Consider the following 23,893-nt stretch of genomic DNA (forward strand, 5'->3'; position numbering starts at 1 on the left):
TGAGGGAATAATTATATTTCCGCCGGATAAATTGAGCCATTGGGACGAAGGAGTTTTTATGAAAAAGATTTTTGTGGCGTTGAGCATGGTGGCGTTTTTGGCGGCGTGTGATGATTCGTCGTCGGCATCGGCAGAGAACAATGAACCTACGACTTTGAGTAGTGCCGAAGAGCAGGGAAGTTCATCTTCTCGTCATTGCGAGGAGTGTAACGACGAAGCAATCTCTAGCAGTATTGAGGAGTTGAATGGGACTAGCTCGTCCAGCAGTGTAAAGGAGAAGTCTTCGTCAAGCTATACTCAGGGTGATGCGAAGCAATCTAGTTCTAGCGAAAAGTCTGGGAAGTCTAGCAGTAATCTGATTGAATCTTCGTCCAGTTCGGTAACGTCTGAATCGACTGAAAAATCGAGTAGCTCGGAGAAACTGCCCGAGACAAGTAGCAGTTCGGAAAAAGAGCCCGAATCAAGTAGTAGTTCTTTGGGTGGGATTGAGTTTTCGTCAAGTAGCGTCATCCTGAGCAGTAGTGACGTATCTATTCCTTCGTCTAATTCTGTTGTGTTGGCAACTCCGTGCAAAAACGAAACAGAAGACAATTGTGAATATGGTGAATTGTCAGACGAACGTGGTGGTCGAACTTATAAGACGGTAAAAATTGATAACCAATGGTGGATGGCTGAAAACCTGAATTACGAAAGCGCGAACAGTTGGTGCGGTGGCGGACGTACTACAGCAAATGGTGTCGAACGTATTACGACAGAAGGCGATTGTGCCGTCTATGGTCGCCTTTACACATGGACTGCGGCAACAACCGCATGCCCTAGCGGTTGGCACCTGCCAAGTAAGGCTGAATGGGAAACCTTGTTCACTGCAGTTGGTGGACAATCAACGGCAAGCAATGTGCTCAAGTCCACATCCGGTTGGTATGTCGCCCGCAATGGTACTGATGTCTATGGTTTTTCGGCGTTACCTGCCGGTGGTAGGAGCGACGTTGGGGGGTACTACAACAAGGGCGATGACGCATATTTTTGGAGTTCTACAGAGGACAATCGCTACAGCGCGTACTACACGACTTTATACTACGACTCCGATAAAGGCTTCGACAATGCGAAGTTTATCAACGACGGTAAGGACTACGCCTTCTCTGTTCGTTGCTTAAAGGACTGACCGCAAGGCGAACGCTGCACAGAGGCGCTGGAAAGCCCTAAGGCGGAAGAAGATAAGTCGGCGAGCGGACAGTAAAGGCCGAAGGCCGTAATTTGTCCGCGAGGCGAGCTTAGCTCTGGAGCCGTGGGCTGTTTGATGCCGGGGCGTTGCGGGGTGTCCCCGCTAGAGAGGGTGGTGTAGGACTCGGCGAGAGTCGAGGCCGAAAACAGGGGGATTCTTCCCCCTTTTATAGACGAAAGAACGGCTAAAATGCTATCTTTCCCCCCGGAAACATTCTAATTAACAGAGGTTCAAAAAATGAATTATTTCAATTCTATCCCTATGCGTCGCCAACTCGAAGAAATTGGCCACTGCCGTTTCATGGAACATTCTGAATTCAGCCGTGGTGTTGAAGCCCTCAAGGGCAAGAAGATCGTGTTCGTCGGTTGCGGTGCCCAGGGTCTCCATCAGGGTCTTGACCTGCGCGATAGCGGCCTCGACGTCTCTTACACGCTCCGCAAGGAAGCCATCGAACAGAAGCGCCAGTCCTGGAAGAACGCTACTGAAAACGGCTTCAAGGTCGGTACCTACGAAGAAATGATTCCGGATGCAGACCTCGTTTGCAACCTCACACCGGACAAGCAGCACCACAACGTGATTCCGGCCATCATGAAGCTCATGAAGAAGGGCGCCGCCCTCTCTTACAGCCACGGCTTCAACATCGTTGAAGAAGGCCAGGAAATCCGCAAGGACATCACGGTGATCATGGTCGCCCCGAAGGGCCCGGGTTCCGAAGTCCGTAGCGAATACGTTCGCGGTTTCGGTATGCCCTGCCTTATCGCTGTGCACCCGGAAAACGACCCCGAAGGTAAGGGCTGGGACTACGCCAAGGCTTACGCCGCTGGCCTCCATGCCGACCGTCCGGGCGTTCTCGAAAGCTCTTTCGTTGCCGAAGTGAAGTCCGACCTCATGGGCGAACAGACCATCCTTTGCGGTATGCTCCAGACCGGCACGATCCTCTGCTACGACAAGATGGTGAAGGATTTCGGCGTTGAACCGGCTTACGCGGTCAAGCTGCTCCAGTACGGCTGGGAAACCATTTCTGAAGCCCTGAAGCACGGCGGCATCACCAACATGATGGACCGTCTCTCCAACCCGGCCAAGATCCGCGCCACGGAACTCGCCGAAAAGATGAAGAAGATCATGAAGCCGCTCTACTGCGAACACCAGGACAACATCATCTCTGGCAAGTTCTCCAGCACCATGATGGTGGACTGGGAAGCCGGCGACAAGGATTTGCTCAAGTGGCGTGGCGAAACGGGCGAGCTCGAATTCGAAAAGGTCGAAGCTACCGACAAGGTCATCACCGAACAGGAATACTTCGACCGCGGCGTTCTCATGACCGCCATGATCAAGGCCGGTGTGGAACTCGCATTTGAAACCATGTGCTCCGTGGGCATCAAGCCGATGAGCGCCTACTACGAATCCCTCCACGAAACTCCGCTTATCGCCAACCTCATCGCTCGTAAGAAGTTGTACGAAATGAACCGCGTGATCAGCGACACCGCCGAATACGGTTGCTACCTGTTCGCCAACAAGTGCGTGCCTCTGCTCGCCGACTTTATGAAGAACGAAGTGAAGAAGGACGACATCGGCGCTATCTATGGCGAAGGCAAGACCACCGCTGTGGATAACGAAGAGCTCATCAAGGTGAACAAGAACATCCGTCAGCATCCGGTGGAAGAAGTCGGTGCTTGGCTGCGTGAACGCATGAGCGGCATGACGAAAGTTGTCTAATCGGCGCAATACGGCGTTGCTCGCCCCCTCACGTACGCTCTAGTACGCTACGGGGGCTCGCGCCTTGTCTTGCTTGATTATCCAACTTTCGAGAAAGATGTTTTGTCGTTCTCGAAATCGCGAAAATTTGGCCCGCCTTTTGGCGGGCTTTTTCTGTGTTGACTATATTTAGGGCATGAACAATTCTCAATCTCGCAGCAAGCTTCGTGACGAAGTCTATACCCAGATGATGTGCGCGCAGGCGCGTCTTTCTAAAGATCAGAATACCCAGATGGGGGCGGTGCTCGTGTCGGCCGACGGTCGCGTGATCAGCACTGGCTACAATGGAGCTCCGGCTGGCTTTGATGACGAAACGGTGCCGTACACTCGCGAAAAGCAGTTGCTGGCCTACGATTTGTTGGATGCCGATTCGGGCGAGTTGCTGAGCCACCATGAGTTTGAGGCGAACAAGTACCCGTTCATGGTGCATGCCGAAATCAATGCGCTGCACTATGCCCGCGGCAAGGTTCCTCCGGGATCCAAGCTCTATGTGATCGGTTTCCCGTGCGAACGCTGTGCCCTGGATGTGAGCCTTTCGGGGGTTGCCGAAGTGTTCGTGACCAAGGACGATTACGACCCGAAGTCTACGCTGAACAATAGCCGTGACACGGCCTACTACATGTTTGCGCAGGCGGGAATCGTGGTGACGCTGTGTGGTAAGCGCATTCGCCCTGTGGTTTCGAAGCCTAACAAGTAGTTTTTATCACACACGGAAAAGTGTAGACATAAATTTTTGTCTAAATGTAGACTTTTAGGCGGATTTTTTGTTATATTGATAACCGGGAGCAATTTGCGCTCGGTTATTTTTATTGGGATTTTTTATGGTGAATCTTTTTGAATATCTGAACTACCGCGAATTTTTGCGGGATAGCTACGAGGAGCGGCACAAGGGTGATTGGCGCTTTAGCCATCGCTATATTGCCGACCGAGCTGGATTCGATGCGTCGATGTTCAATAAGATTCTGCAGGGCAAGCGTAACCTGACTAGCCGCCTTGTCTCTGTTTTTGCCGATATTTTCTGTAGTGATGCCCGCGAAAAGGCCTACTTTGCCGATATGGTGGCGTTCAACCAGGCCAAGAACCATTCCGAAAGCCGCCAGTATTTGGAAAAGTTGGTGGCAACCAAGGAATGCAAGGTCGAAAATGTAGCCAAGGACCAGTTCGAATACTTTGACCACTGGTACCATGCGGTAATCCGTGAACTGGTGACTTTTTACCCGTATGTGGGTGACGATGCGGCGCTCGGCCTGATGGTGCGCCCGCCGCTTACGGCTTCGCAGGTCAAGTCTTCGATTGCGCTGTTGGAACGCCTCTCGATGATCAAGAAGAACGAGACGACTGGTTTTTACGAACAGACGCAGGGCCTGATTTCGAGCGGTTCGGAATCGTTCAGCACGGCGGTCAACTCTTACATTCAGCAGAATTTGAATGTGGCGCAAGACGCCTTGGATCGTTTTGAACGCGGCGAGCGCAATTTGTCAACGCTAGCCTTTGCCTGTGACGAGCCAACTTACAAAGAATTGGTTGAGATGGTGCGCCGCTTTAGGCGCGAAGTTTTGGCGAAGGTGGGGCAGTGCGAAAAGCCTAATCGCGTGTTCCAGCTGGGCATGCAGTTATTCCCGCTTTCTGACCCGTATCCGCCACCGCAGCGCCGCGGTCGTAAGCGCCGTATTCGCGGTATGGAAATGACGAACGGCGACGAATTAGAAGTTGCCGGTGATGATATCGCCGGCGAAAATGCCGAAGGGGGCGCGGACAATGCTTAAGAGAAAGTCTTTATATGCAGTTCTAGCACCCGTGGTGGCGGGAATGCTTTGCAGTAGCTTTGTGGGCTGCTCTGAACGTCGCGATGTCGCGGGCGGTACCGAAGCCGAATCGACGATCGCGTTGCAGATTCAGTTGGCAAGCGGTAAGCCAGCCGCTTATAGCCGTGTGCGTGCGCTCCCGGAAGGTTTTTTACCCGAAGGCAACCGCGTGGTGCCTTGGCTCGAAACGAATGATTCGGGCTTTGTCAAGATTCCGATGGAACCGGGTTCTTACACGGTGGAGGCTCGCCATGTCGATGGAACAGTGGCAACAGGCGCTATCCGCAGCGTAGACTTGGAGAAAAAGTCGGCCGCTAGAATCGATACGGTCAAACTCGGCGAACTTTCTTCGATCGAAGGCTACGTGATGCTCGGTGATTCGATGCCGGTGGTCCGTATTGCGGGCCTTGACCGCTATGTGATTCCGGACAGCGCGGGTCACTTTGTGATTGACTCGCTCCCGGTGGGCGATTTTGACGTGCAAATCGGCGACCCGCAAGAGGTTTATTCGGCCAAGGTGCAGTCGACGACGGGCGATACCTTGTATGTAGACTGCTCTGATTCCACTTCAAGCATTAATGTGGTAAAGCCTAAGGAAACGGCAGCAAGTGAATATCCCGATGCCGACTGGAACGAACACGATGCCTTGATTAAGTTGGCCGATGGCTATGCTGTAGGCGTGCTCGGTGCTGCGGGCGTTACCGATTCTGCGGGCAATATCAGCAAGCAGAAGGGCGAAGTCTGTATTGTGACCACAACCGAAGACTACATTATTGTCGAAGACACGACCAGTACGGATTCTGCGTCAACGACGGCGGTGATTGCACCGGGGTCGCTCCGTGAATGTGCCTATAAAGAAGGCCCGGTATGGGTGCTGTTTGAAAAAGACGGTACTTATAACCTGCAGGCTCCGCTCCGCTTGAAGTCCGACAAGACATTCGATGGCCGCGGCCGCGATATCCGCATTTCGGGCATGGGTGTGCTTACCGATGCATCGAGCAACTTGATCTTTGAAAATCTGACCTTTACGGCGCCGTCTATTACAGCGCAAGATACGACATCTCGCCGCGCCCTTTCGATCCATAACCGTACGCATCATGTGTGGGTGGACCATTGCACCTTCGAGGAATACCCGCTGGTGGAATTCGATGTGAAGCGCTGCTCGCATAATGTCACGATTTCTTGGTCTCGTTTTGAAAATGCTCAGACGGGTGTGCTGTTCGGACTTGCCGGCGATATCATTATGGATACTGCCCAAAGCCTGACAATGCATCACAATTACTTCGAGGGGCTCTCTCGCGACGGAATTCTTGCTCATGGAGGCAAACTTCATGCCTACAACAACTTCTTCTACTCTTTAGATTTGTCGGGCGTGGTATGTTCAGATTCCGCTACCTGCCTGATAGAAAAGAACATCTTCAATAACGAAATGCCCGTGACGCTATACCGCTGGTATTACGATGACGGTGCTCCGGTGGATTCTACGGTGGGCTTTGCCGACATGGAATCCAACTGGCATACCGCCGGCGGTGAAGATTTCATTACCGATGCTCGCGGCTACAAGCCCGACTACAAGTATACGGCTGATTCCGCCGATGCAGAGCTTGCTTTGAGAGTCAAGAAGCAAAGCGGAGCCCAGTAATTTTCTACTTTAGCGGTCATGAAAGAAAAACTCCCGGCTTTCCTGTTCATGCTTGCAATCCCGCTGTCGATTGTCCTCTACCTGAAGGTAGAGGCGGCTTCGGGGTCCGAAATGGTGGCGCTGCTTTCGGCGGTGGCTTGCTACCTAGTGGTCTTTTTCTTGCTGGCAGTATTCTTTAATTCTCGAGCCAAAGATGCTGACGGCAAGGCGGTTTCGGCCCTGGATAACTTGTTTGCAGAAAAGAAGACAAAGGCCGAACTTGCCCGCGAGGCGATTATTCGCAAGCAAAAGGAACTGGAAGCGAAAAAAGCCTCCGAAAACAAACCGAATTCCTAAGCGGCTCTTTGCAGACAAAATTATCTCCTTTAGCTATATTTGCGCCGTAAGGAGATTATATGAAGAAAACAGCCCTTTTCCTAGCCTGCGCGGTAGCCTTCGCCGGTGCCGCTGAACGTTATAAAGACCGCATGTTTGACGTCTCTGTTGAAAGAGATGTCACCTACGCTTCGGGTGTAAAGCACCTTAAAACCGTCAATTCGTTATTGAAAGCGTATAACTTGTATGCAACAGTCGATGATGGAATGCCGGTCCATCTTTACGAAAACGAGACTGACCTTACCGAAGTCAGCTTGAAGATGGATATTTACCAGCCGAAAAACGACACCGAAAAGAAGCGCCCGGTGGTTTTGGTGATGCACGGCGGTGCATTTGCTGCAGGTTCCAAGAACGATTATGACCAGCACTCGGTTACTTATTGTGACTCTCTGGCTGCTCGCGGATTTGTGACGGCTGCTGTGCAATACCGTCTGGGCATTACGGCGGTAGTCAAGGACAAGGCTCTTACCGTCGATAGCCTCGATTTCTCGAGAACGGTGTACCGCGGAATTCAGGATGTTCGTGCCGCTGTCCGCTACATTAGGGCTAACGCCAACAAATTGGGCATTGACCCGGATCGCGTTTACTTGATTGGCAATAGCGCAGGTGCAATCCTTTCGCTCGAAAACATTTACATGGACAAGGAATCCGAAATCCCGCAGGCAGCTAAGACGAAGCCGGATTTGGGTGGACTCGATGCCTATGGCGAGCAGGGTTATGGCTCTCAGGCGAACGCTGTGGCCGCCTTGTGGGGTGCCGTTCACGATCCTAAGATTATCGAAGACGTGAAAAAGCCGGTTCTCTTGGTTCATGGCAAGGCTGATAGTACAGTCGTCTGGAAGACGGGCCGCCCGTTGGGCAACATTGCCGTCGTTCTTGAAAACTTGATGCCTTCTGCTGCTGCAATGGTGAGCGCACTCGCTTTCCATGTGAATACTCCGACTCTTTACGGTAGCTACGTGATTGACTCGGTGCTTACGGCAAACAATGTGGAACACGATACCTACTTTGTCGAAGGTCAGCCCCATGAATTTTATGACTACGATGATTACGACGTGAAGGTGCAAAAGAAGGTCTTTGACTTCCTTTATGGCTTGACTCAGAAGCCTGCTGTTCGCGATCGCATTGTGCTTGCTTTGGCTAAGCCTTCTGCACTTCGCATGGGTGAAAATAACATGAGCTTTACGGTGTCGAAGGGTAACAATCTCGCTTATGCCGTGACGGATTTGCGCGGTCGTATCGTTAAGAACGGTGTGGCTTCTGCCGGTGAAACGGTTGAATTGAGCGACCTCAATCGCGGCGTGTACGTGCTTCGCGTGAAGGGTGAACGCCCCATTCGCTTCGGCATTTCTCGCTAAAAAACGCCAATTTCCAAACTTTCTAAAGCGCCCTTTCATTTCGGAGGGCGTTTTTCTATATTTGGGGTGGGGTGGCGGATGGCCGCCGGCAGCAATGCTGGAGGAAAGTCCGGGCACCGCAGGGCAGGATGCTGGATAACGTCCAGGCGTGGAAACACGACAGAAAGTGCAACAGAAAGTAAACCGCCGGCCGCAAGGCAGGTAAGGGTGAAATGGCGAGGTAAGAGCTCACCGCGCTTCTGGTGACAGGAGTGGCACGGTAAACCTCATCCGGTGCAAGACCAAGCAGAATTCCGTTCACGCAAGTGAACCTGGGGCGGCCCGCACCAGCTGGAATTCGGGTAGGTTGCTTGAGGCGGTCGGTAACGATTCGTCCAGAGAGATGGTCATCGCCTTCGCAAGAAGGTACAAAACCCGGCTTACAACTGCCCCTTTATGAAGGCCTCTGCTTAACGCAGAGGCCTTCTCCGACTAGGGAAGGCTCCGCCCTCCCTAATACCCTCCTTTCCCTTCGCGGGCAACCGCTAACAGCAGAGGCCTTCTCCTTTTACAGACCGCTCGGCTTTATTACAAATATGAAAATGTGATATCGCCTCGCTCTCGCACTCACGCCTTGTTTATACAAGGCGCTTGTTGCTCACGGAATAATTTTATCTTATATTTACTTTATAACGTACGGGAAATATTTTGAATAAAGACAAAATAAACAAGTTGATTTTACGCATCGGTGTGGTAATCGGTGTGATTGCTGTACTCATGGGAATTGCCCTTACGGTAGCCGTCTGGAACGAGGGCTATTACGTAGGCGCCATGATGATGATTGTGACAGGTGCAATCAGCATTTTCCTTGGAATGAAGGAATTGCTGCAGCCGAGCGATCATGTTTTCCACTGGCTGCCGCTGTTCTACAAGATTGTGCGCCGAGCTTTCTTTTTCTTGAATGCGGTGTTGATCGGGCTTGTCATTCTGACGGTTGCCCCGATGCTTGAATAATCTGTGCGATTAATGCACGCCGTCTTCGTTGGCGGATTTCTTTTCGCTGTACCAAAGCTGGATTTTTTCACGGGCTTCTTCGTTGAAGGAGTCCTTGTCTTTTAGAATGGTTTCTGCCATTTGCAAGGTTTGCGCGATGAGTTCCTGGTCGGCAATCCAGTCAAACCAACGGAATACCCAGCTGCCGCTCTGTTCGTTGCCTTCCAGGTTGCCGGCGCCGCGGGTTTGCAGGTCAAGTTCTGCAATCTCAAAACCGTCGTCGGTGTGGCTGAATTGCGTGAGGCGTTCCAGCGAATTTGCGGCAGCCTCGCCATCGGGCAACATCAAGAAACACCAGGCCTGCTGATCACCGCGACCAACACGCCCGCGCAACTGGTGTAGCTGTGCTAAGCCAAAACGGTCGGGCTGGTCGATGGCCATAATGTTTGCTTCGGGCACGTTCACGCCGACTTCGATGACGGTAGTCGCTACCAGAATATGGACTTCTCCGGCTGCGAATCGCTTGAGAATGGCGTCGCGCTGCTCTTCGTCCATCTGGCCGTGAATGCCTTCTACGACGACGCTAGAATCAAAGGCACGCAATTCGTTGACTACATCTTCGACACTGCGGGCATTGCCTTCGTCATCGCTCCCGACACGGCTTACAATCCAGTAGCACAAGTTTCCGCCCTTTGCCTCGCTGCAAATGAATTTCTTCATGTCATTTCGCTTGTCGGGGCTCACGAGGCGAGTCTTTACGGGCTTTCGGCCTGCTGGCTTTTCCTTGATCGAAATCACTTGCAAGTCGCCGTATAAGGTCATGGCGAGACTTCGCGGAATCGGGGTGGCGCTCATCACGAGCATGTCGGGGTATTCGCCCTTCGAAAGCAAGGCTTCGCGCTGGTTCACGCCAAAGCGGTGCTGTTCGTCGATAATCACGAACCCGAGTTTTGCAAAAGTCACATCTTTCGAAAACAGCGCATGCGTTCCGATGACAGCTTGGCAAAGCCCCATCTGGAGTTCGCCCAGAATCTGGCGCTTCTCGGCGGCGGGGGTCGCCCCAACTAAAAGTTGAATGCGCATTCCTGCGGCTTCGAAGAACGGTTTCATCTGCTTAAAATGTTGGCGTGCCAAAATATCGGTCGGCACCATCAATGCGCATTGCTCGCCAGCGCCGCACACGGCCAGCATGGCGAGCAGGGCGACCACCGTTTTGCCACAGCCCACATCGCCTTGCAATAGGGCGTGAAATTGCTTTTTGCCGTTCAGGCCATCGATAATGCGGTTCAGCGCCGCGTCCTGCCCGCCGGTCAAGTTGAAGGGCAAGCGCGACTTGGCGAGCATGACCTGGCCCAAGTCAATTTGCCTTTCGTGCCCGCGAACCTTCTGGTTCTCGCGGCGCTTCACCATGCGCAAGCAGAAGGGGAGCAGTTCCAAAACCTTGAGCTCCCGCTTCGCCTTGCGAATCGAATCGAAGTCGGCAGGCTTGTGCAAAATGCGCAAATCGTCTATGACGGGCTTGTAATGCAGGTAATCGGTGAGTTCCCTAGGGCAAATTCCCGAAAGCGTCAAAGCGGGAAAATGAAACACCACGCTGAACCAGTTACGAAGCGCCCTTTGCGTAATGCGGGCCTTGATCATCGCCTCGGTCATGGAATACACAGGCAGAATCTGGCCGCTGAATTGTTCGTCTTCGTCCATGGGCTGCATGTCGGGGTGCGTCATCTGGAATCCGCGGTATTCGCCTACAACGCCTGTGGCGAGCCAGCGGGTTCCCGGTTTCAGACGCTTGCTTTGATACTGCGCGCCCTGGAAAAATGTAAGTGTCAATTCTCCGGTGCCGTCGGCTAGGGTGGCGACATAGCGGCTGCCGCGCCCGCGAATAATCCCGCCGCGTAAAATCTTTCCGATCACTACGACGCGGTCGCCGACGTGCAGGTTCCCGATGGCGGTCACCTTGGTCTGGTCCAGGTAGGTGCGGGGAATATTGAATAGAAAATCGGCAAGCGAAACGATACCCGCAGACTTGAGAGCCTCAAGGCTCTTTGGACCCATCTTGGGGAGATTGCTTAAGTCCATGGTTTACTTTGCTTCGCTCTGAGCCTTTTCTTTTTGGGCCTGTTCAGCACGTTCGCGAGCCTTCACGCGAGCGGTCTTTCCGATAAGGTTCAGGTTCTTCCAAGCGAAGGGCTTGATCGGGTTGCCGTTTTCGTCAAGCATCTTGATACCCTTGGTATCGATTGCTCGTACGATTTCATTCAGCTTGTTGACCAGTTCGTTCACCTTGTCGACTGTTTCGGAAGAATACAGAATCTTGCTGTAAATGGGGTCCGCTTCGATATTGTTGATCAACTCGTTCGTCTTGTTTGCGCCTTCCGAAATCTGCTGCATGGCGTTTTCCGCAAGAGCGAGCTTTTCGTTGATGGTGCTGGTAACGATATCGATGGCGGAATCCGCTTGGTTCGTAACCACAAGCAGGTTGCGGCTGGCGACGTCGGCTTGCTTAAACAGGTTGTTCATTGCCGGCTGTAAAGTCTGGAGTGTCCTTTCGGTGTTCGATAGCGCCACTTCGATGTTGCGAATGACGTATTCCACCAGGTCGCTTGCAGAACGGTGCGTCGAGTCGCCGTTTGTCACCAGATACACCACCTGGCGAATCGTTTCGACCTGTGCGTTCACGTTTTCGATGTAGCGCAACACTTCGGCAATGCCCGGTTCAAAGTGCCCTGTGTGAATGTAGTCGTCGGGGAGCACCTTGCCCGTCTTGGACGGGATGATTTCGAGCCTGCGCTGGCCCATAATCGCGTGGTTGATGTTGTTGAACTGGGTGCCTTCGCGAATCACGATAGGTTCGTTGAACTTGATTTCAACGCGGGCGCGGTCACCAAGCCATTGGACTTTGCCAATCGTTCCGACCGTATAGCCACGAATCATTACCTGGTCTTCGGGCTGCAGGGAACCGAGTTCGTCAAAGTCGACCTGGATAATCGTGGTCGCTTCATGATGGGCATCCCACATGCTATAGGCGATGATGGCAAATAGCCCAAACAACGCAACCAGTGAAATGTAGCCCAATGCCCGGTCGGAAATCTTCATGGCCGAGAATATAGTAAAAATCTCTCATCTCACATCTCCAAGAACGCGCTTGATTTCTGCAAAGTCGGTGATTCCGTCTTTGACTAGCTTCAGAGCGTTTTCCCGAAGTGTACCGTCTACGTAATTGCCGTCGGGCGTAAGAATCTCGACTACCGCTTGGCGGCCCGAATAGGGGAGCGCTTGGGCCGGGCGGCAGCGTACCAGGCGCTGGGCCATAATGCCCAGGAGTGATTCTTGCAGGGCCGTGCGCGAAATGCCCAAATCTTCAAGGCGGGTGAATCCGGCTTTGGCAGAATTCGTGTGCAGGGTCGATACGACCAAGTGCCCCGTCTGTGCGGCGCGGAGGGCGATTTGCGCGGTCTCTTTGTCGCGGATTTCGCCGACCATGATGACGTCGGGATCTTGGCGCAAAATGGCCCGGAGCGCTACGGCAAATGTGAACCCGCATTTTTCGTTCACCTGCACCTGAGCCACCCCTTCCAGCGGATACTCTACTGGGTCTTCAATCGTTGTCACGTTGATTTGCCTATGCACGATTTCTTGCAACCCGGCGTGTAGCGTTGTCGTCTTCCCGGACCCAGTCGGCCCAGTTACCAGGAACAATCCCTGCGGGCTATGGAATACTTTCCGCAAAAACTCAAGATTCCTTGAACTCAAACGCAGCGATTCCAGCTTTGAGTATGCAATCGGACTACTCGCTGTCGGTAAAATCCGGAGCACCGCTTTTTCGCCCCCTTGTACGGGGAGCGTGCTTACACGAATGCTTGCGTTGAGGCGTAACCCGCTAAAAGTAAATGAACCGTCATGCGGAATTCTTTTGTCTGTAATATCGATCTCCGAAAGAATCTTGAGTCGGACTAAAACCGATTCGCAAATCCATAAGGGCAAGTTTTTGTAATCGTTCAACAATCCGTCTTGCCGTAACCGCACACGAAACGTCTGTGCTGCAGGTTCCAAGTGAATGTCGGTGGCTTTTAAGTCTATGGCCTGTTCAATCAGGCTGTCAACAAGATTCACAATCGGTTCGGATTCCCAAGAAGCGTTTTGCGCATTCTCGGGCTTTAATAAGTCATCGTCAAAATTCTCGGAATCGAGGCTCAACAACTGATGAATCTCTGCCTTGCTCTTGATGCAGGCTTGCACGGGTGCGCCAAGCTCCGTTCGCACCTTCTGAAGCAAAAAGTCATCGCAGTCGTTCGTCACGGCAACACTCAATTCGCCGAGTAAGGCAACCTCGTGCTCGCGACACCATTTCGTAGAAAGAATGCGTTCCATATCGTGAAAATAAAAAACATTCCCGCGTAAGCGTGCAACACATTGTTTGCAAGATTTTTAGCCGAACGGTATTAAAAAGTCCCGACTCTAGTGAGTCGGGACTTACTTCTCTCTCTATTGTCTAAATCTTATGCCTTATGGCGCTGGAAATTCTTCTTGATATTTCCGGCTTTCTTTTTCGCCTTGTGGAAGATGGCGTTCGGGAGCCAGAAGAAGGTCGGCACCAAGTACATGGTGAGGATTGCTGACACAATCAAGCCACCCACAGAGGCGATACCCATCGGCTGGGTCATGGCAGCCACGTTACCACCGAGAGCGAATGCCAGCGGGAGCTGAGCCACCACAGATGCAAACGTTGCAAGCACAATCGGCTGGAACTTGGTTTCGCCTGCGGTCATAATGGCAGATCGTCTGCCCATCGCGCCACTTCGTAGTAGTCTGTTTGCTTCGTCAAGCAATAGAATAGCGTTGTTCACCACCACACCGATAAGCATCACGATAGCCATGAGGGCAATCATCGAAAGTGCCTTGCCGGTAACGATAAGGGAAAGAATCACGCCGATAGCACCCATCGGGATTGTCGTCATAATGATGAACGGCTGGGCAAAGCTTTCGAGAAGGGCAATCAGCAAAATGTAGGTGAGGATGATAGCCATCAAGATAGCCGTCTTGAATTCGTCCACCATGTCATTCTGCATGTCTGCGTTACCGCCAAAGCCGAACGAAATTCCTTCGGGAACCTGGTCCTTCATTTCTGCGGCGAGCGCTCCGACCTTGCCCATGATTTCACCAGTCGTGTGTCCTGGCAACAAGTTCATCGAAACGTCAACACGTCTCATCTTGCGCTTACGGTCAATACGGGTCGGGCCTGCACCGTCTTCGATGAAGAACAACTCGTTGGCGTTTACGTATCCCTTAGGCGTCAAAATCGGGAGGTTTTCGATGTCTACGTGGCTCTGACGGTCTTTTTCCATCATGCGCACATACACGTCGTATTCTTCACCGTCATCGGTGTACTGGCCCGCTTCATAACCGCTCACTGCAATGTAGTTGTAGTTGGCGGCGGTCTTGAGCGTGATGCCGTAATCGGCGAGAGCCTGACGGTTCGGGATAAGTCGAATTTCGGGCTTACCCGCTTCGTAGCTCATCTTCACGTCTACGATACCGTTGATGGTTTCCTTGATTTTGTCCATCACGATTTCGGAAGCCTTTACCACGGAGTCGGCGTGCAAACCGCTCACTTCAAGCACCACGTCGCCGGCAGAGTTGTTCTGCATTTCGGAGGCGGAGGTGGACTTGATGGAAATGAAGGCGTCAGGAATGTTTGCAAGGTAAGGACGCAAGGAGTCGACGATTTGGTCGGTACTGCGAGTACGGCCTTCCCAGTCCTTCAGGAGCTTTACGCGCATGGTAGCCTGGTTTACGGTCGTAAAACCGTTAGAGCCACCCACGTTCATGCTGTAGTGCACAATTTCGGGAACACCCTTGACTCTCTCTTCGATAATACGTGCAACGCTGTCGGTGGTTTCGATATTAGTACCCACAGGCATTTCAAGCTTCACCGAAATCATGCCCTGGTCTTGTTTTGGCATCACTTCGACGGTCAAGAAGTTCTTCGCGAGAACACCCACAAAGAAAATTCCTGCGCCAAGTGCAACGACTTGGAATATAACACCCGGAACAGAAAGGCAGAACGAAAGGGTCTTGAGGTACACAAAGCGAATCCCATTCAGGGCCTTGGGGAAGAGCGCAAGAATACGGTCAAGAATCGAGGGCTTTTCTTCGATAATGTTTCCGTTTTCGTCTTTCTTTTTGCCTTTGAACAAGTAGGCTGCCATGAGCGGTGTCAAGGTGAAAGTCACCAAGAGCGACACGAAGGTTGCAAACACCATGGTCAGACCGAACGTTCTAAAGAAGATACCGGCAATGGACTTCATGAAGGCAATCGGCACGAACACGCAAACGTTGGTGAGTGTCGAAGCCATGATGGCGACCATGATTTCACTGGTGCCTCGGTAGGCGGCTTCTTTCGGGTCAAGTCCAAGTTTTAATTTTTCGTTAATGTTTTCAAGCACCACGATAGAGTTCGTCACCAACAGGCCCACGGAACTCGACAGAGCCATGAGCGACATCATGTTGATGCCAAAGCCCGCAAAATACATAAGGGTAAATGCACCAATCACGGAAATCGGCATCGTAAGGGCCGCAATGAACATGGTCGAGAACTTGCCGAGGAACAAGAGCAAAAGTCCAGCCGTAAGGCCGATTGCGATAATGATATTCTGAATCACGTTATCGATAGCTTCGTTCACTGCTTCGGACTTGTCGTAAACCAGGTGAAGTTCGAACCCTTCGGGGAGTGTTTGCTGAATCTGGGCCATGCGCTTGAGCACGCCTCTTGAAACTTCAACCACGTTAGCGTCGGAACGCTTCTTGATATCGAGTGAAACAGAGTTCGTTCCGTTGAAGCGAGAAGCAGAAGTAATCGATTCAATCGTGTCCTTGACGTCGGCGATTTCAGAAAGTTTGATCACGCCTGTTTGGGTCGGAATATCCAGGTCGCGCATTTCGTCGAGGCTGGTGAACTTACCTGCGGTACGCACGGTCGTATTCTTGTGCTTGCCGATGACTTCACCAATCGGGTTGTTGACGTTAGCTTGTCCGAAAACTCCCATGATGGTCGCAATGTCTACATTGCGGTCAATCATTTTGTCCTTGTCAAGTTCAATGGAAATCTGGCGAGTGGTACCACCGAAAAGGTCAACGCTTGCCACGCCCGGAACAGAGGTGAACAGCGGTTCGATTTCGTCCTCCACCTTCTGGCGGAGTTCCGTGGAGTTCAGCGGACCGGTAAACGAAATGGACATGATGGCGGCACCGTTAATGTCCACCTTCGAAATAATCGGGGCCTGCACGGCATCCGGGAAGTCGGCTGCGGCAAGTTCGATCTTGGAACGCACGTCGTTTGCAGCCACGTCCACGTTGATACCCATGTTGAACATGGCGACCACGATACCGTAGTTTTCAAGGCATATCGACTGCACGTAGTCGATACCGTCCACCAGTTCCACCTGTTCTTCGATAGGCTTGATGATGGTCGTTTCAATTTCTTCGGGGTTTGCACCCGGATAGATGATGGTACCGGTGACCACGGGGACGTCAAATTTCGGCATCAGGTCCACCACCATCATGCTGTAGGTGTAGAGACCGAAAACCACCACGGTCAAAATGACCATGAGCATGGTTATCGGTTTATAGATACTGGCCTTAATCATTCAGAATCATCTCCTATTCAACGATCAGCACTTTGTCGCCGTCGTTCATCTTGGACTGGCCTTCGACAATCACGGTTTCGCCACCTTCAAGGCCTTCTGTAATCTGTACTTCGTTCTTGGTCTGCACGCCAAGCTTCACGATCTTGCGAAGGGCCTTGCCTTCGGCATCGACAGTCCAGATGACGTTAATGCCGTTGCGGTAAACGATTGCTTCGGCAGGAACCACGATGCCTTCCACCTGGCGGGCGTCGAGTTCTGCGGTCACGTACATACCGGGCAAGAGCTTCTTGGCCTTGTTGTCGAAAGTGATTTCGACCGGGAAGAAGTGGGTGGCCGGGTCGGCTGCGAGCGGAATCAAGGAAACTTTACCCGTGAGCGTTTCGCCGGCGACATTCACGGTAGCGGCAGCGCCCTTCTTGAAGAATCCGATGTCCTTGCTGGTGATGTTCAGCTTCAAGATGACCTTGTTCAGCTTGGCGATGGTGGCAAATTCCTTGCCCTTGCCCGGAGTCTGGCCGACCTTGTACTTGATTTCGGTCACCACGCCGGCTTCAGGAGCGAGAATCAAGGTAGCGCGGCGGGCGGTTTCGAGGCCCATCTTGGCAATCTTGAGCTGCAGTTCCTGGCTATCCATGTCCTGCTGGCTAATGCCGCCCTTGGCATGGAGCTCACGCATGCGTTCAGTTGCTTTTTCAAGAACGGCAATCCTTTCTTGTGCTTCCTGGTACTGGGTGTTATCACCGGTAAAGAGGTATTCGGCAATCACCTGGTCTTTCTGGACGGAGGATCCCACCTGCACGTTGATTTTAGCAATCGGGTCGTCCATCTTGCAAATGGCGCTGTTCTGGTTGATACCCTGGATGGTGCCGCTGAACTTACGCACGTCGGTAAGTTTCGAGGTGGCAGCCTTGACTACGCGGGCGGGCTTGCCTTTTTCTTTCTGGATTTCTTCGATAGTCGATGCCTTCTTTTCGGCATTTTCTTCTTTCTTGTCGCAGGCGACAAGCATCAGCGATGCGACAGCGATTGTCAGGAGGGTTTTAACTGTCTTGTTCATTCTTTCCTCGTCTCTCTTATTAATATTCACCGGTGGCCTGAAGGAGGGCGTTGTAAGCCTGGTTCCAATTCACGATAGCTTGCATGTAGCCGATCTTCGCTGTACGAAGGTCGTTTTCTGCAGTGAGAAGGTTCAGCTGGGTTTCTCTTCCGAGCTTGTAGCTGTCGTTTGTCAGGTCGTAATTCTTTTGAGCCAGGTCGATTTGGCGCTTGGCAATTTCAAGTTGGGAATTTGCATCTTCGAGCGTGTTGGCGCAAGATTCGATCTGCATGCGGAAGCCGCGTTCGGCGGTTTCTTTTTTGATTTGGGTGCTACGCAAGTCGGACTTTGCCTGAACGACCGCTTCCTTGGTTTTCATGCCATTGAAGAGGTTCAGCTTGAGGTTCAAGGCGATGTACTTGCTGATGTTTTCGTCCCAATCCGGAGCGTCCCACTGGTAGAAGTGGTTCTTGTTGTTGCTGTACTTGAGACCGCCCACTAAAACGAGTGTCGGCTTGTAGCCGCCTTCTTCGATAGAAACGTTCTTCTGGAGCATTTCTTCGCTCGCTTCGAGCATCACCAGTTCCTTGCGGCGCTTTTTTACGTTGGCCATGGTGGTATCGGGGTAGGTGTAGCCCTGCAAAGGATCACGGAGGTCCCCCTGGAACTTGACTTCGGAATCCCATTCAAGGCCCATGGTGTTAAGCAGGGCGTTGCGGGCAAGCACACGATTTTTTTCGATGCTGTTGATTTGGGAGGTCAGTTGGTCCATCTTGAGCTGTATGCGGATCAAGTCAAGTTCGGTCATTATGCCGCTCTTGAGGCCCTGTTCCACGAAATTCAGGTTTTCCTGAAGCATGTCCTTGGACTGGTACAGGATAGCGATCGATGAATCCAGGAAAATGAGCTGGTCAAAGGCGTTTTCCACGTCGTAGCGGACGTTTGCCTTGGTGTTTTCAAGGTTGACTTCCTTGACGTGCTTATAGGCCTTGGCGATTTCGATGCCGGTACCGACCTTGCCTTGGGCGTAAAGGATCTGGGTGGCGGTAAGGCCCACGCTGGACTGCCAGCGGTAACCTTGCTGGGACATGCCGTAAATCAGGCCGTCGATGGCGCCTGCGTTCACGTAGTCGTAGGCAGAAGGCTCAGAGCCGTCATTCAACTGAGACTGGGTCTGGTTCAGCGCGTTGAATATGGGCTTTTTGTTGTTTACATCGTCCAAACCGAAAATACGGGTGACGGTGGCATCAAGATCGATTGAAGGTAATGCGTTGCCGTAACCGGCATCAACCTGGGAATTTGCCGAAATGACTTCTTCTTCGGCAGTTTTGACGTCCGAGGACTTTTCAAGGGCGATTTTGACGGCTTCCTCGCGCGTGTAAGTCGTGGCCCAAACCATCTGGGGGACCGCAATGCACAGCGCCATAGCCGATAATGCTGCTAATTGCCTTGACATTCCATCTCCTATATACATTTTGCGGTGCAAATGTAAAAAATTGTTGTTCCATATATAAGGGCTCAAACGCGAATTTAGGGATGAAATGACCAATTTTAGGGATGAAAAACAGCCCGCCGGAGGGGCGGGCTGTAATAGTGAACTTTTGTGTAGTTTTGATTACATCAGGCCGGGGATTTTCATGCCGCCGGTAATGCCGCTGATGCTTTCCTGGGTAGCGTCGTCTTTTTTCTTGACGGCTGCGTTAATGGCTGCCATGAGCAGGTCTTCGAGGGCTTCCACGTCATCTTTGTCGACTGCATCGGGGTTGATCTTGATCATGGTCAGGACACCCTTTCCGTTCATGGCGACTTTCACCATTCCGCCACCAGCTTCGGCTTCGAAACTCTGTGCCTTAAGGTCGCTCTGTGCCTTCATCATCTTGCTCTGCATCTTCTGGAGATCGCGAAGCATTTTGCTCATATCCATAGTGTAGTCCTCGTTAAATGTTTTGGGGTAATATAGAAAACTATTCGTCGCTTTCGGTGGTGTCGCAGCCTTCGGCTTGTTGCGGGGCTGCCATGGGGCGACTGCTCTTGTGACTGTAAATCAGTTCGGCGGCGAAAAGTTCCTTCAGCTTTCGAAGTCCGGGTTCTTTTTCCATGTCCAGCTCAAATGGCGACATTTGAGCCTGCTTGCGAATTTTGAGCTCGCTTTCGTTGAAGGCGCGGCTCTTGAGGCTAAGATCCACCTGCGTTTGGAGCATTTCTTCGAGCATATGCTTGATTCGCTCCATATATTCGGGGTGCTCTTCCATCTGCTTTACGCCCCAGGCGTCGCTGGCGTTGTCGCCCAGGTAGGTGAGGGCGATGGGGAAGGGGGTGGCCTTCAAGTCGCCGGTTTCAAGAACGGTATCGTTCAGGGCAACCGAGAATGCAAAATCGCCGGAGTCGGCAATGCGGGCTTTGACAGAACCCCAGGCGGCCGAGATCTCGTAACGGCTGTAAACGTCGCCATTGTATCCGCTGGCAATACCGTTTTGGAGGGCTGCAAAGGGGTTTTCGTCCTGCTGCTGTAAGGCCTTGGCTTCTTCCTCGGCTTCCAGCATGTTTTGGACATCAGTTACTTTTTTTTTTAACGCCTCGTCGGAGGCGCTTTTCGGGTCGTTGATGGCGGCAAGCGCACGCCTTAGATCCGTAAGCCTGTCGAGCCATGCCATGCGAGCAAACGTGGTTTCTACCAGCAGGCGCGGGTTCGTGCTGTAACGAAGCGTTCCTTGCAGGTCAATCAAAAGCTTGCTGATACGCAGGATGTCGCCGTTCTTGAGTTCGGGCACCACGCTCTTGTACTTGGTGAACATTTCTTCGGAAATGTTCAATGCGTCGGGCGTAAAGGCGTCGAGGCGGGCGTAAAGCAGGTTGCGCAGGAACTTGCCGAATCCGTCAAGCAAGGGCGTGAATTCGATGCCGCGCTTACAGGCGTCGTCCACCATTTTAAAGCAACCCTTGAGGTCGTGGCTTTCGATAGACGAAATCAGCGAGAAAAAGAGTTCTACAGGCGGAATGCCAAGGACGCCACGGACGGCGTCGGCGTTCATTTCGTTGCCGGTAAAGGCGTAAGCCTGGTCGAAGTAGGTGAGGCCGTCACGCATGGAACCGTCGGCTTTTTCGGCGAAAATGTCGAGGGCTTCGTCGGTTGCGTTGATGCCTTCTTGTTCGCAAATATAGCGCAGGCGGCTGCGGATCTGTTCGATCGACAAGCGCTTGAAATCGAAACGCTGCACGCGGCTGAGAATCGTCTGCGGAACCTTGTTGACTTCGGTCGTCGCGAAGATGAAAATCACGTGTTCAGGCGGTTCTTCGAGCGTCTTGAGGAGCGCGTTGAAGGCACCCGTCGAAAGCATGTGGACTTCGTCGATAATGAAAATCTTGTATTTGCCAATGACTGGCGGATACTGCACACGTTCAATCACGTCGCGGATGTTGTCGACGCCCGTATTGGAAGCGGCATCGATTTCGAACACGTCCATCGGGTTTCCGCCGGCAATGTCCTTGCAGCTTTCGCATTCTCCACAGGGGTGCAACGGGTCTCCGCCTTTGCAGTTCAGCGTGCGGGCGAGGATACGGGCACTGGTGGTCTTACCGACACCACGGGTTCCGGTAAACAGGAATGCATGGTGCAAGCGGCCTCCTTCAATTGCATTCTGGAGGGTTTTTGCGATATGTTCCTGACCGACCATGTCGGAAAAAGATTGCGGACGCCACTTTCGGGCCATTGCTACGTATGCCATGTGCGGGAATATAGTAAAAGGCGAGAGCAGCGGCAAAATAACTTGTTATTTTGACATTGCCGAGCCGTACTATATGCGTTCTGAAAGAACGCCATATAGTAAAAAAGTGTGAGATGTGTAATGACTGATGTGAATTGGCCAATTCCACATTCCTCATTTCACATTTCACATTCAACATTTTTTGTATTATTTGTCCGAGATAACTAGCGAGGTTTACGATGAATCCTAATTTGGCTCTTTTGATTCTTTCTTGGCAGGTGGCTTGCCTTTTCCATGAAAACGAAACCGACAAACTCTTGGAAGGCTCCACTTCGGCGACCGAAGCCGAAAGCGATACGCTCGATGCGATTCATGACGAACTGACCCCGGATGTTTCGTGGGACGATTTCAACAATACCTACGCCAAGTTCAAGTCCGCCAAGGACCGCGCCGCTGCCTGTATTGAAGCCCTGAAGAATGAGTCTGGCGAATTCAAGAGCAAGGTGCTGGAATCCATGCTTCGCGTAGCGAACGCCTCTAAAGAAGACGACAACGAAAGCAATGTGTCGCCCGAAGAAATGGACTTTATTCAGCAGATTCGCGAAGCGCTGGAATAAAAGCCTGCTTGGTTTGCGACGCAAACCGCTGCAAATTTTGAAAAAAAGAAACCGCCGAGGTAATTGCCTCAGCGGTTTAATTTTTTGATAGTGAATGCGACTTAGCGGAGCACGATGTCGCCGTTTGCGACGAGTTTGTCACGCAGCTTGTTGTGGGCCTTGTTGACTTCGTCGTCGGTAAGGGTGCGGTCCATGGCCTGGTAGGTCAGGCTGTAGACCAGGTTCTTCTTGCCGGCTTCGATCTTGTCGCCTTCGTAGATGCTCTTGAGCGTAATCTTCGCGAGGTTCTTCGGGTTCAGACCCTTGATGCGGGCGAGAATCTGCTCGTGAGTCATGGTCTTTTCGACTTCGATAGAAATGTCGCGGCTAGACGGTACCTGACGGCTGAACGGTTCAAACACGATCTTCTTGTGGGTGGCGTGTTCCATCTTGTCCATGTCGAGTTCCATCACGTAGGTGGTGTAGCCGATATCGAAGGCGGCCATGGCGGTCGGGTGGAGTTCACCCATGGTGCCGAGCACCACGCCGTCGGCGAGGACTTCGACTTGCTTGCCCGGGTGCAGGAAGAGTTCTGCCTTAGCCGGAACACGGAATTCCACTACGAGGCCCACGCGCTTGAGGAAATTCTGCGCCAAGCCCTTGAAGGCGGCAAAGTCAATCTGGGCGGGCTTGTCGTTGAGCGGGTTCACGTCGAAGGCCCCTGCAACGGCGAGGGCGACGAGGTTCGATTCGTCGAAGCCCGGATCGCGCACGTCCTTGCGGTCGCGCTTGAACTGGCCCTTGGCGACTTCGAACAGGCGAACGGAACCGGGGCGGTTCTTTTCGTTTTCGGCAACGCTCTTGAGCAAGTTCGGAAGGAGACTGGTCGGAACCACGCCGAGTTCATCGGAAAGCGGGTTGAGGAGCGCTGCTGGCTTGCTGCGGCGGTCGTCATTTTCGGCGCCGAACAGAGCTTCGGTGCGGGCCTTGCTCGTAAAGCGCAGGCTCAAGCATTCGTGCAGACCCATTGCAGACAAGGTCTTGCGGATCTTGCGGTTCAGGACTTCGATCGGCGGCAGTTCGTTCGGCTGCATCTTGAAGCTCGGCAGCGTGTACGGGATGTTGTCGAAACCGATAAGGCGGGCAACTTCTTCGATGAGGTCGACTTCGCGTTCGAGGTCGGGGCGGTAACCCGGAATCTTGAAGGTGATGGATTCGGCATCCTTCTTCACGACTTCGAGGGCGATACCCGTGAGGTACTTTTCGATGTCAGCTGCGGCAATCTTCATGCCGATGACTTTTTCGGCGCGGGCAGTGCGGAGCGTGACTTCGTTCAAATTTTTCTTGTGGTCGTCGCCGGTGTATTCGACGGTGCCCTTGAGAATGCGGCCACCCGCGACTTCCTGAATCATGGCGCAGGCGTAGCGGCTGTATTCGTCCTGGGTAGTAAAGTCAATTTCGCGTTCGAAGCGGTAGCTGGAATCCGTCGAGATGCAGAGACGCTTGGCCTGCTTGCGGACGATGGTCGGGTTGAACCAGGCGCTTTCGAGGAACACGTTCTTGGTGGCGTCGACAATTTCGGATTCAACGCCGCCCATCACGCCGGCTACGCAAGCCGGACGGTCGCCGTCGCAAATCACGAGGTCGCTTTCCAGAAGTTCATGAGCGGTGTGGTCGATGGTTTCGATCTTTTCGCCCTTAGCGGCGCGGCGGACCTTAAGCTTGTTGCCATGCAGCTGGTCCATGTCGAAGCTGTGGAGCGGCTGGCCCACGTCCATCAGA

Annotated in this window: 18 protein-coding genes and 1 other RNA gene; 10 read left to right on the plus strand and 9 right to left on the minus strand. The window is 52.6% G+C overall.

All coding sequences use genetic code 11. From position 1 onward, the window contains the following. Positions 1-58: 58 nt before the first annotated feature. The 9 genes from QZN53_RS07600 (at position 59) to QZN53_RS07640 (ending at position 9,150) form a co-directional block, all read left to right on the plus strand. A complete protein-coding gene (locus tag QZN53_RS07600; protein WP_163438425.1) occupies positions 59-1,162 on the plus strand; it encodes a fibrobacter succinogenes major paralogous domain-containing protein in 1,104 nt (367 codons plus the stop codon). 297 nt (positions 1,163-1,459) lie between these two features. Further along, positions 1,460-2,938: a ketol-acid reductoisomerase gene (gene ilvC / locus QZN53_RS07605; protein ID WP_072800835.1), complete on the plus strand. Its 1,479-nt coding sequence runs from the start codon at positions 1,460-1,462 to the stop codon at positions 2,936-2,938. Between the two features lie 175 nt (positions 2,939-3,113). Beyond that, complete coding sequence (locus QZN53_RS07610; protein ID WP_163438426.1) at positions 3,114-3,674, plus strand: deaminase; 561 nt, start codon at positions 3,114-3,116, stop codon at positions 3,672-3,674. Positions 3,675-3,798: 124 nt separating this feature from the next. Next, positions 3,799-4,743, plus strand: coding sequence for a TIGR02147 family protein (locus QZN53_RS07615; RefSeq protein WP_163438427.1), 945 nt, complete (start codon positions 3,799-3,801; stop codon positions 4,741-4,743). After that, positions 4,736-6,424, plus strand: a complete 1,689-nt coding sequence (locus QZN53_RS07620; protein ID WP_163438428.1) for a right-handed parallel beta-helix repeat-containing protein — start codon at positions 4,736-4,738, stop codon at positions 6,422-6,424. Before QZN53_RS07615 ends, QZN53_RS07620 begins: the two co-directional genes overlap by 8 nt. A gap of 18 nt (positions 6,425-6,442) precedes the next feature. Beyond that, a complete protein-coding gene (locus QZN53_RS07625; RefSeq protein ID WP_163438386.1) occupies positions 6,443-6,760 on the plus strand; it encodes a hypothetical protein in 318 nt (105 codons plus the stop codon). 59 nt (positions 6,761-6,819) lie between these two features. Further along, positions 6,820-8,157 (plus strand): carboxylesterase family protein, encoded by a 1,338-nt coding sequence (locus QZN53_RS07630; protein WP_163438429.1) that lies wholly within the window; start codon positions 6,820-6,822, stop codon positions 8,155-8,157. Between the two features lie 66 nt (positions 8,158-8,223). Continuing rightward, an RNA gene (gene rnpB, locus QZN53_RS07635) (RNase P RNA component class A) lies at positions 8,224-8,595 on the plus strand. A gap of 249 nt (positions 8,596-8,844) precedes the next feature. Beyond that, on the plus strand, positions 8,845-9,150 hold the full coding sequence (locus tag QZN53_RS07640) for a hypothetical protein (RefSeq protein WP_163438430.1): 306 nt from the start codon (positions 8,845-8,847) through the stop codon (positions 9,148-9,150). A 9-nt stretch (positions 9,151-9,159) separates the two neighbouring features. Here QZN53_RS07640 and QZN53_RS07645 read toward each other — a convergent pair whose 3' ends face one another. The 8 genes from QZN53_RS07645 to dnaX form a co-directional block, all read right to left on the minus strand. Beyond that, a complete protein-coding gene (locus QZN53_RS07645; RefSeq protein WP_163438431.1) occupies positions 9,160-11,208 on the minus strand; it encodes an ATP-dependent DNA helicase RecG in 2,049 nt (682 codons plus the stop codon). A gap of 3 nt (positions 11,209-11,211) precedes the next feature. Further along, positions 11,212-12,225, minus strand: coding sequence for an MlaD family protein (locus tag QZN53_RS07650; protein WP_163438432.1), 1,014 nt, complete (start codon positions 12,223-12,225; stop codon positions 11,212-11,214). A 24-nt stretch (positions 12,226-12,249) separates the two neighbouring features. Next, positions 12,250-13,500 (minus strand): GspE/PulE family protein, encoded by a 1,251-nt coding sequence (locus tag QZN53_RS07655; RefSeq protein ID WP_163438433.1) that lies wholly within the window; start codon positions 13,498-13,500, stop codon positions 12,250-12,252. A gap of 128 nt (positions 13,501-13,628) precedes the next feature. After that, entirely contained in the window at positions 13,629-16,775 is a 3,147-nt protein-coding gene (locus QZN53_RS07660; protein ID WP_163438434.1) for an efflux RND transporter permease subunit, read from the minus strand. Positions 16,776-16,788: 13 nt separating this feature from the next. Next, positions 16,789-17,832, minus strand: a complete 1,044-nt coding sequence (locus QZN53_RS07665; protein ID WP_163438435.1) for an efflux RND transporter periplasmic adaptor subunit — start codon at positions 17,830-17,832, stop codon at positions 16,789-16,791. A 19-nt stretch (positions 17,833-17,851) separates the two neighbouring features. Next, on the minus strand, positions 17,852-19,267 hold the full coding sequence (locus QZN53_RS07670) for a TolC family protein (RefSeq protein ID WP_163438436.1): 1,416 nt from the start codon (positions 19,265-19,267) through the stop codon (positions 17,852-17,854). A 159-nt stretch (positions 19,268-19,426) separates the two neighbouring features. Next, complete coding sequence (locus tag QZN53_RS07675; RefSeq protein ID WP_073055755.1) at positions 19,427-19,735, minus strand: YbaB/EbfC family nucleoid-associated protein; 309 nt, start codon at positions 19,733-19,735, stop codon at positions 19,427-19,429. 40 nt (positions 19,736-19,775) lie between these two features. Beyond that, positions 19,776-21,536 (minus strand): DNA polymerase III subunit gamma/tau, encoded by a 1,761-nt coding sequence (gene dnaX, locus QZN53_RS07680; protein ID WP_163438437.1) that lies wholly within the window; start codon positions 21,534-21,536, stop codon positions 19,776-19,778. A 218-nt stretch (positions 21,537-21,754) separates the two neighbouring features. Between dnaX and QZN53_RS07685 the strand changes: the two genes are divergently transcribed. Beyond that, the gene (locus tag QZN53_RS07685) at positions 21,755-22,132 is read left to right on the plus strand and encodes a hypothetical protein (protein ID WP_163438438.1); all 378 of its coding nucleotides are present in this window, start codon (positions 21,755-21,757) and stop codon (positions 22,130-22,132) included. Between the two features lie 101 nt (positions 22,133-22,233). Here QZN53_RS07685 and pheT read toward each other — a convergent pair. Beyond that, positions 22,234-23,893, minus strand: a 1,660-nt coding sequence (pheT, locus tag QZN53_RS07690; protein WP_163438439.1) for a phenylalanine--tRNA ligase subunit beta, incomplete at its 5' end; no start/stop codon positions are given.

The organism is uncultured Fibrobacter sp., from assembly GCF_900316465.1.
Lineage (GTDB): Bacteria > Fibrobacterota > Fibrobacteria > Fibrobacterales > Fibrobacteraceae > Fibrobacter.

Excerpts from the sequence above, each read along its gene's own strand:
- QZN53_RS07610 (WP_163438426.1), top strand. The coding sequence starts at position 3,114 with ATGAACAATTCTCAATCTCGCAGCAAGCTTCGTGACGAAGTCTATACC.
- QZN53_RS07650 (WP_163438432.1), bottom strand. The coding sequence starts at position 12,225 with ATGAAGATTTCCGACCGGGCATTGGGCTACATTTCACTGGTTGCGTTG.
- QZN53_RS07675 (WP_073055755.1), bottom strand. The coding sequence starts at position 19,735 with ATGGATATGAGCAAAATGCTTCGCGATCTCCAGAAGATGCAGAGCAAG.
- ilvC (WP_072800835.1), top strand. The coding sequence starts at position 1,460 with ATGAATTATTTCAATTCTATCCCTATGCGTCGCCAACTCGAAGAAATT.
- QZN53_RS07665 (WP_163438435.1), bottom strand. The coding sequence starts at position 17,832 with ATGAACAAGACAGTTAAAACCCTCCTGACAATCGCTGTCGCATCGCTG.
- QZN53_RS07655 (WP_163438433.1), bottom strand. The coding sequence starts at position 13,500 with ATGGAACGCATTCTTTCTACGAAATGGTGTCGCGAGCACGAGGTTGCC.
- QZN53_RS07600 (WP_163438425.1), top strand. The coding sequence starts at position 59 with ATGAAAAAGATTTTTGTGGCGTTGAGCATGGTGGCGTTTTTGGCGGCG.
- QZN53_RS07660 (WP_163438434.1), bottom strand. The coding sequence starts at position 16,775 with ATGATTAAGGCCAGTATCTATAAACCGATAACCATGCTCATGGTCATT.
- QZN53_RS07645 (WP_163438431.1), bottom strand. The coding sequence starts at position 11,208 with ATGGACTTAAGCAATCTCCCCAAGATGGGTCCAAAGAGCCTTGAGGCT.
- QZN53_RS07615 (WP_163438427.1), top strand. The coding sequence starts at position 3,799 with ATGGTGAATCTTTTTGAATATCTGAACTACCGCGAATTTTTGCGGGAT.
- QZN53_RS07625 (WP_163438386.1), top strand. The coding sequence starts at position 6,443 with ATGAAAGAAAAACTCCCGGCTTTCCTGTTCATGCTTGCAATCCCGCTG.
- QZN53_RS07620 (WP_163438428.1), top strand. The coding sequence starts at position 4,736 with ATGCTTAAGAGAAAGTCTTTATATGCAGTTCTAGCACCCGTGGTGGCG.
- QZN53_RS07630 (WP_163438429.1), top strand. The coding sequence starts at position 6,820 with ATGAAGAAAACAGCCCTTTTCCTAGCCTGCGCGGTAGCCTTCGCCGGT.
- QZN53_RS07685 (WP_163438438.1), top strand. The coding sequence starts at position 21,755 with ATGAATCCTAATTTGGCTCTTTTGATTCTTTCTTGGCAGGTGGCTTGC.
- QZN53_RS07670 (WP_163438436.1), bottom strand. The coding sequence starts at position 19,267 with ATGTCAAGGCAATTAGCAGCATTATCGGCTATGGCGCTGTGCATTGCG.
- dnaX (WP_163438437.1), bottom strand. The coding sequence starts at position 21,536 with ATGGCATACGTAGCAATGGCCCGAAAGTGGCGTCCGCAATCTTTTTCC.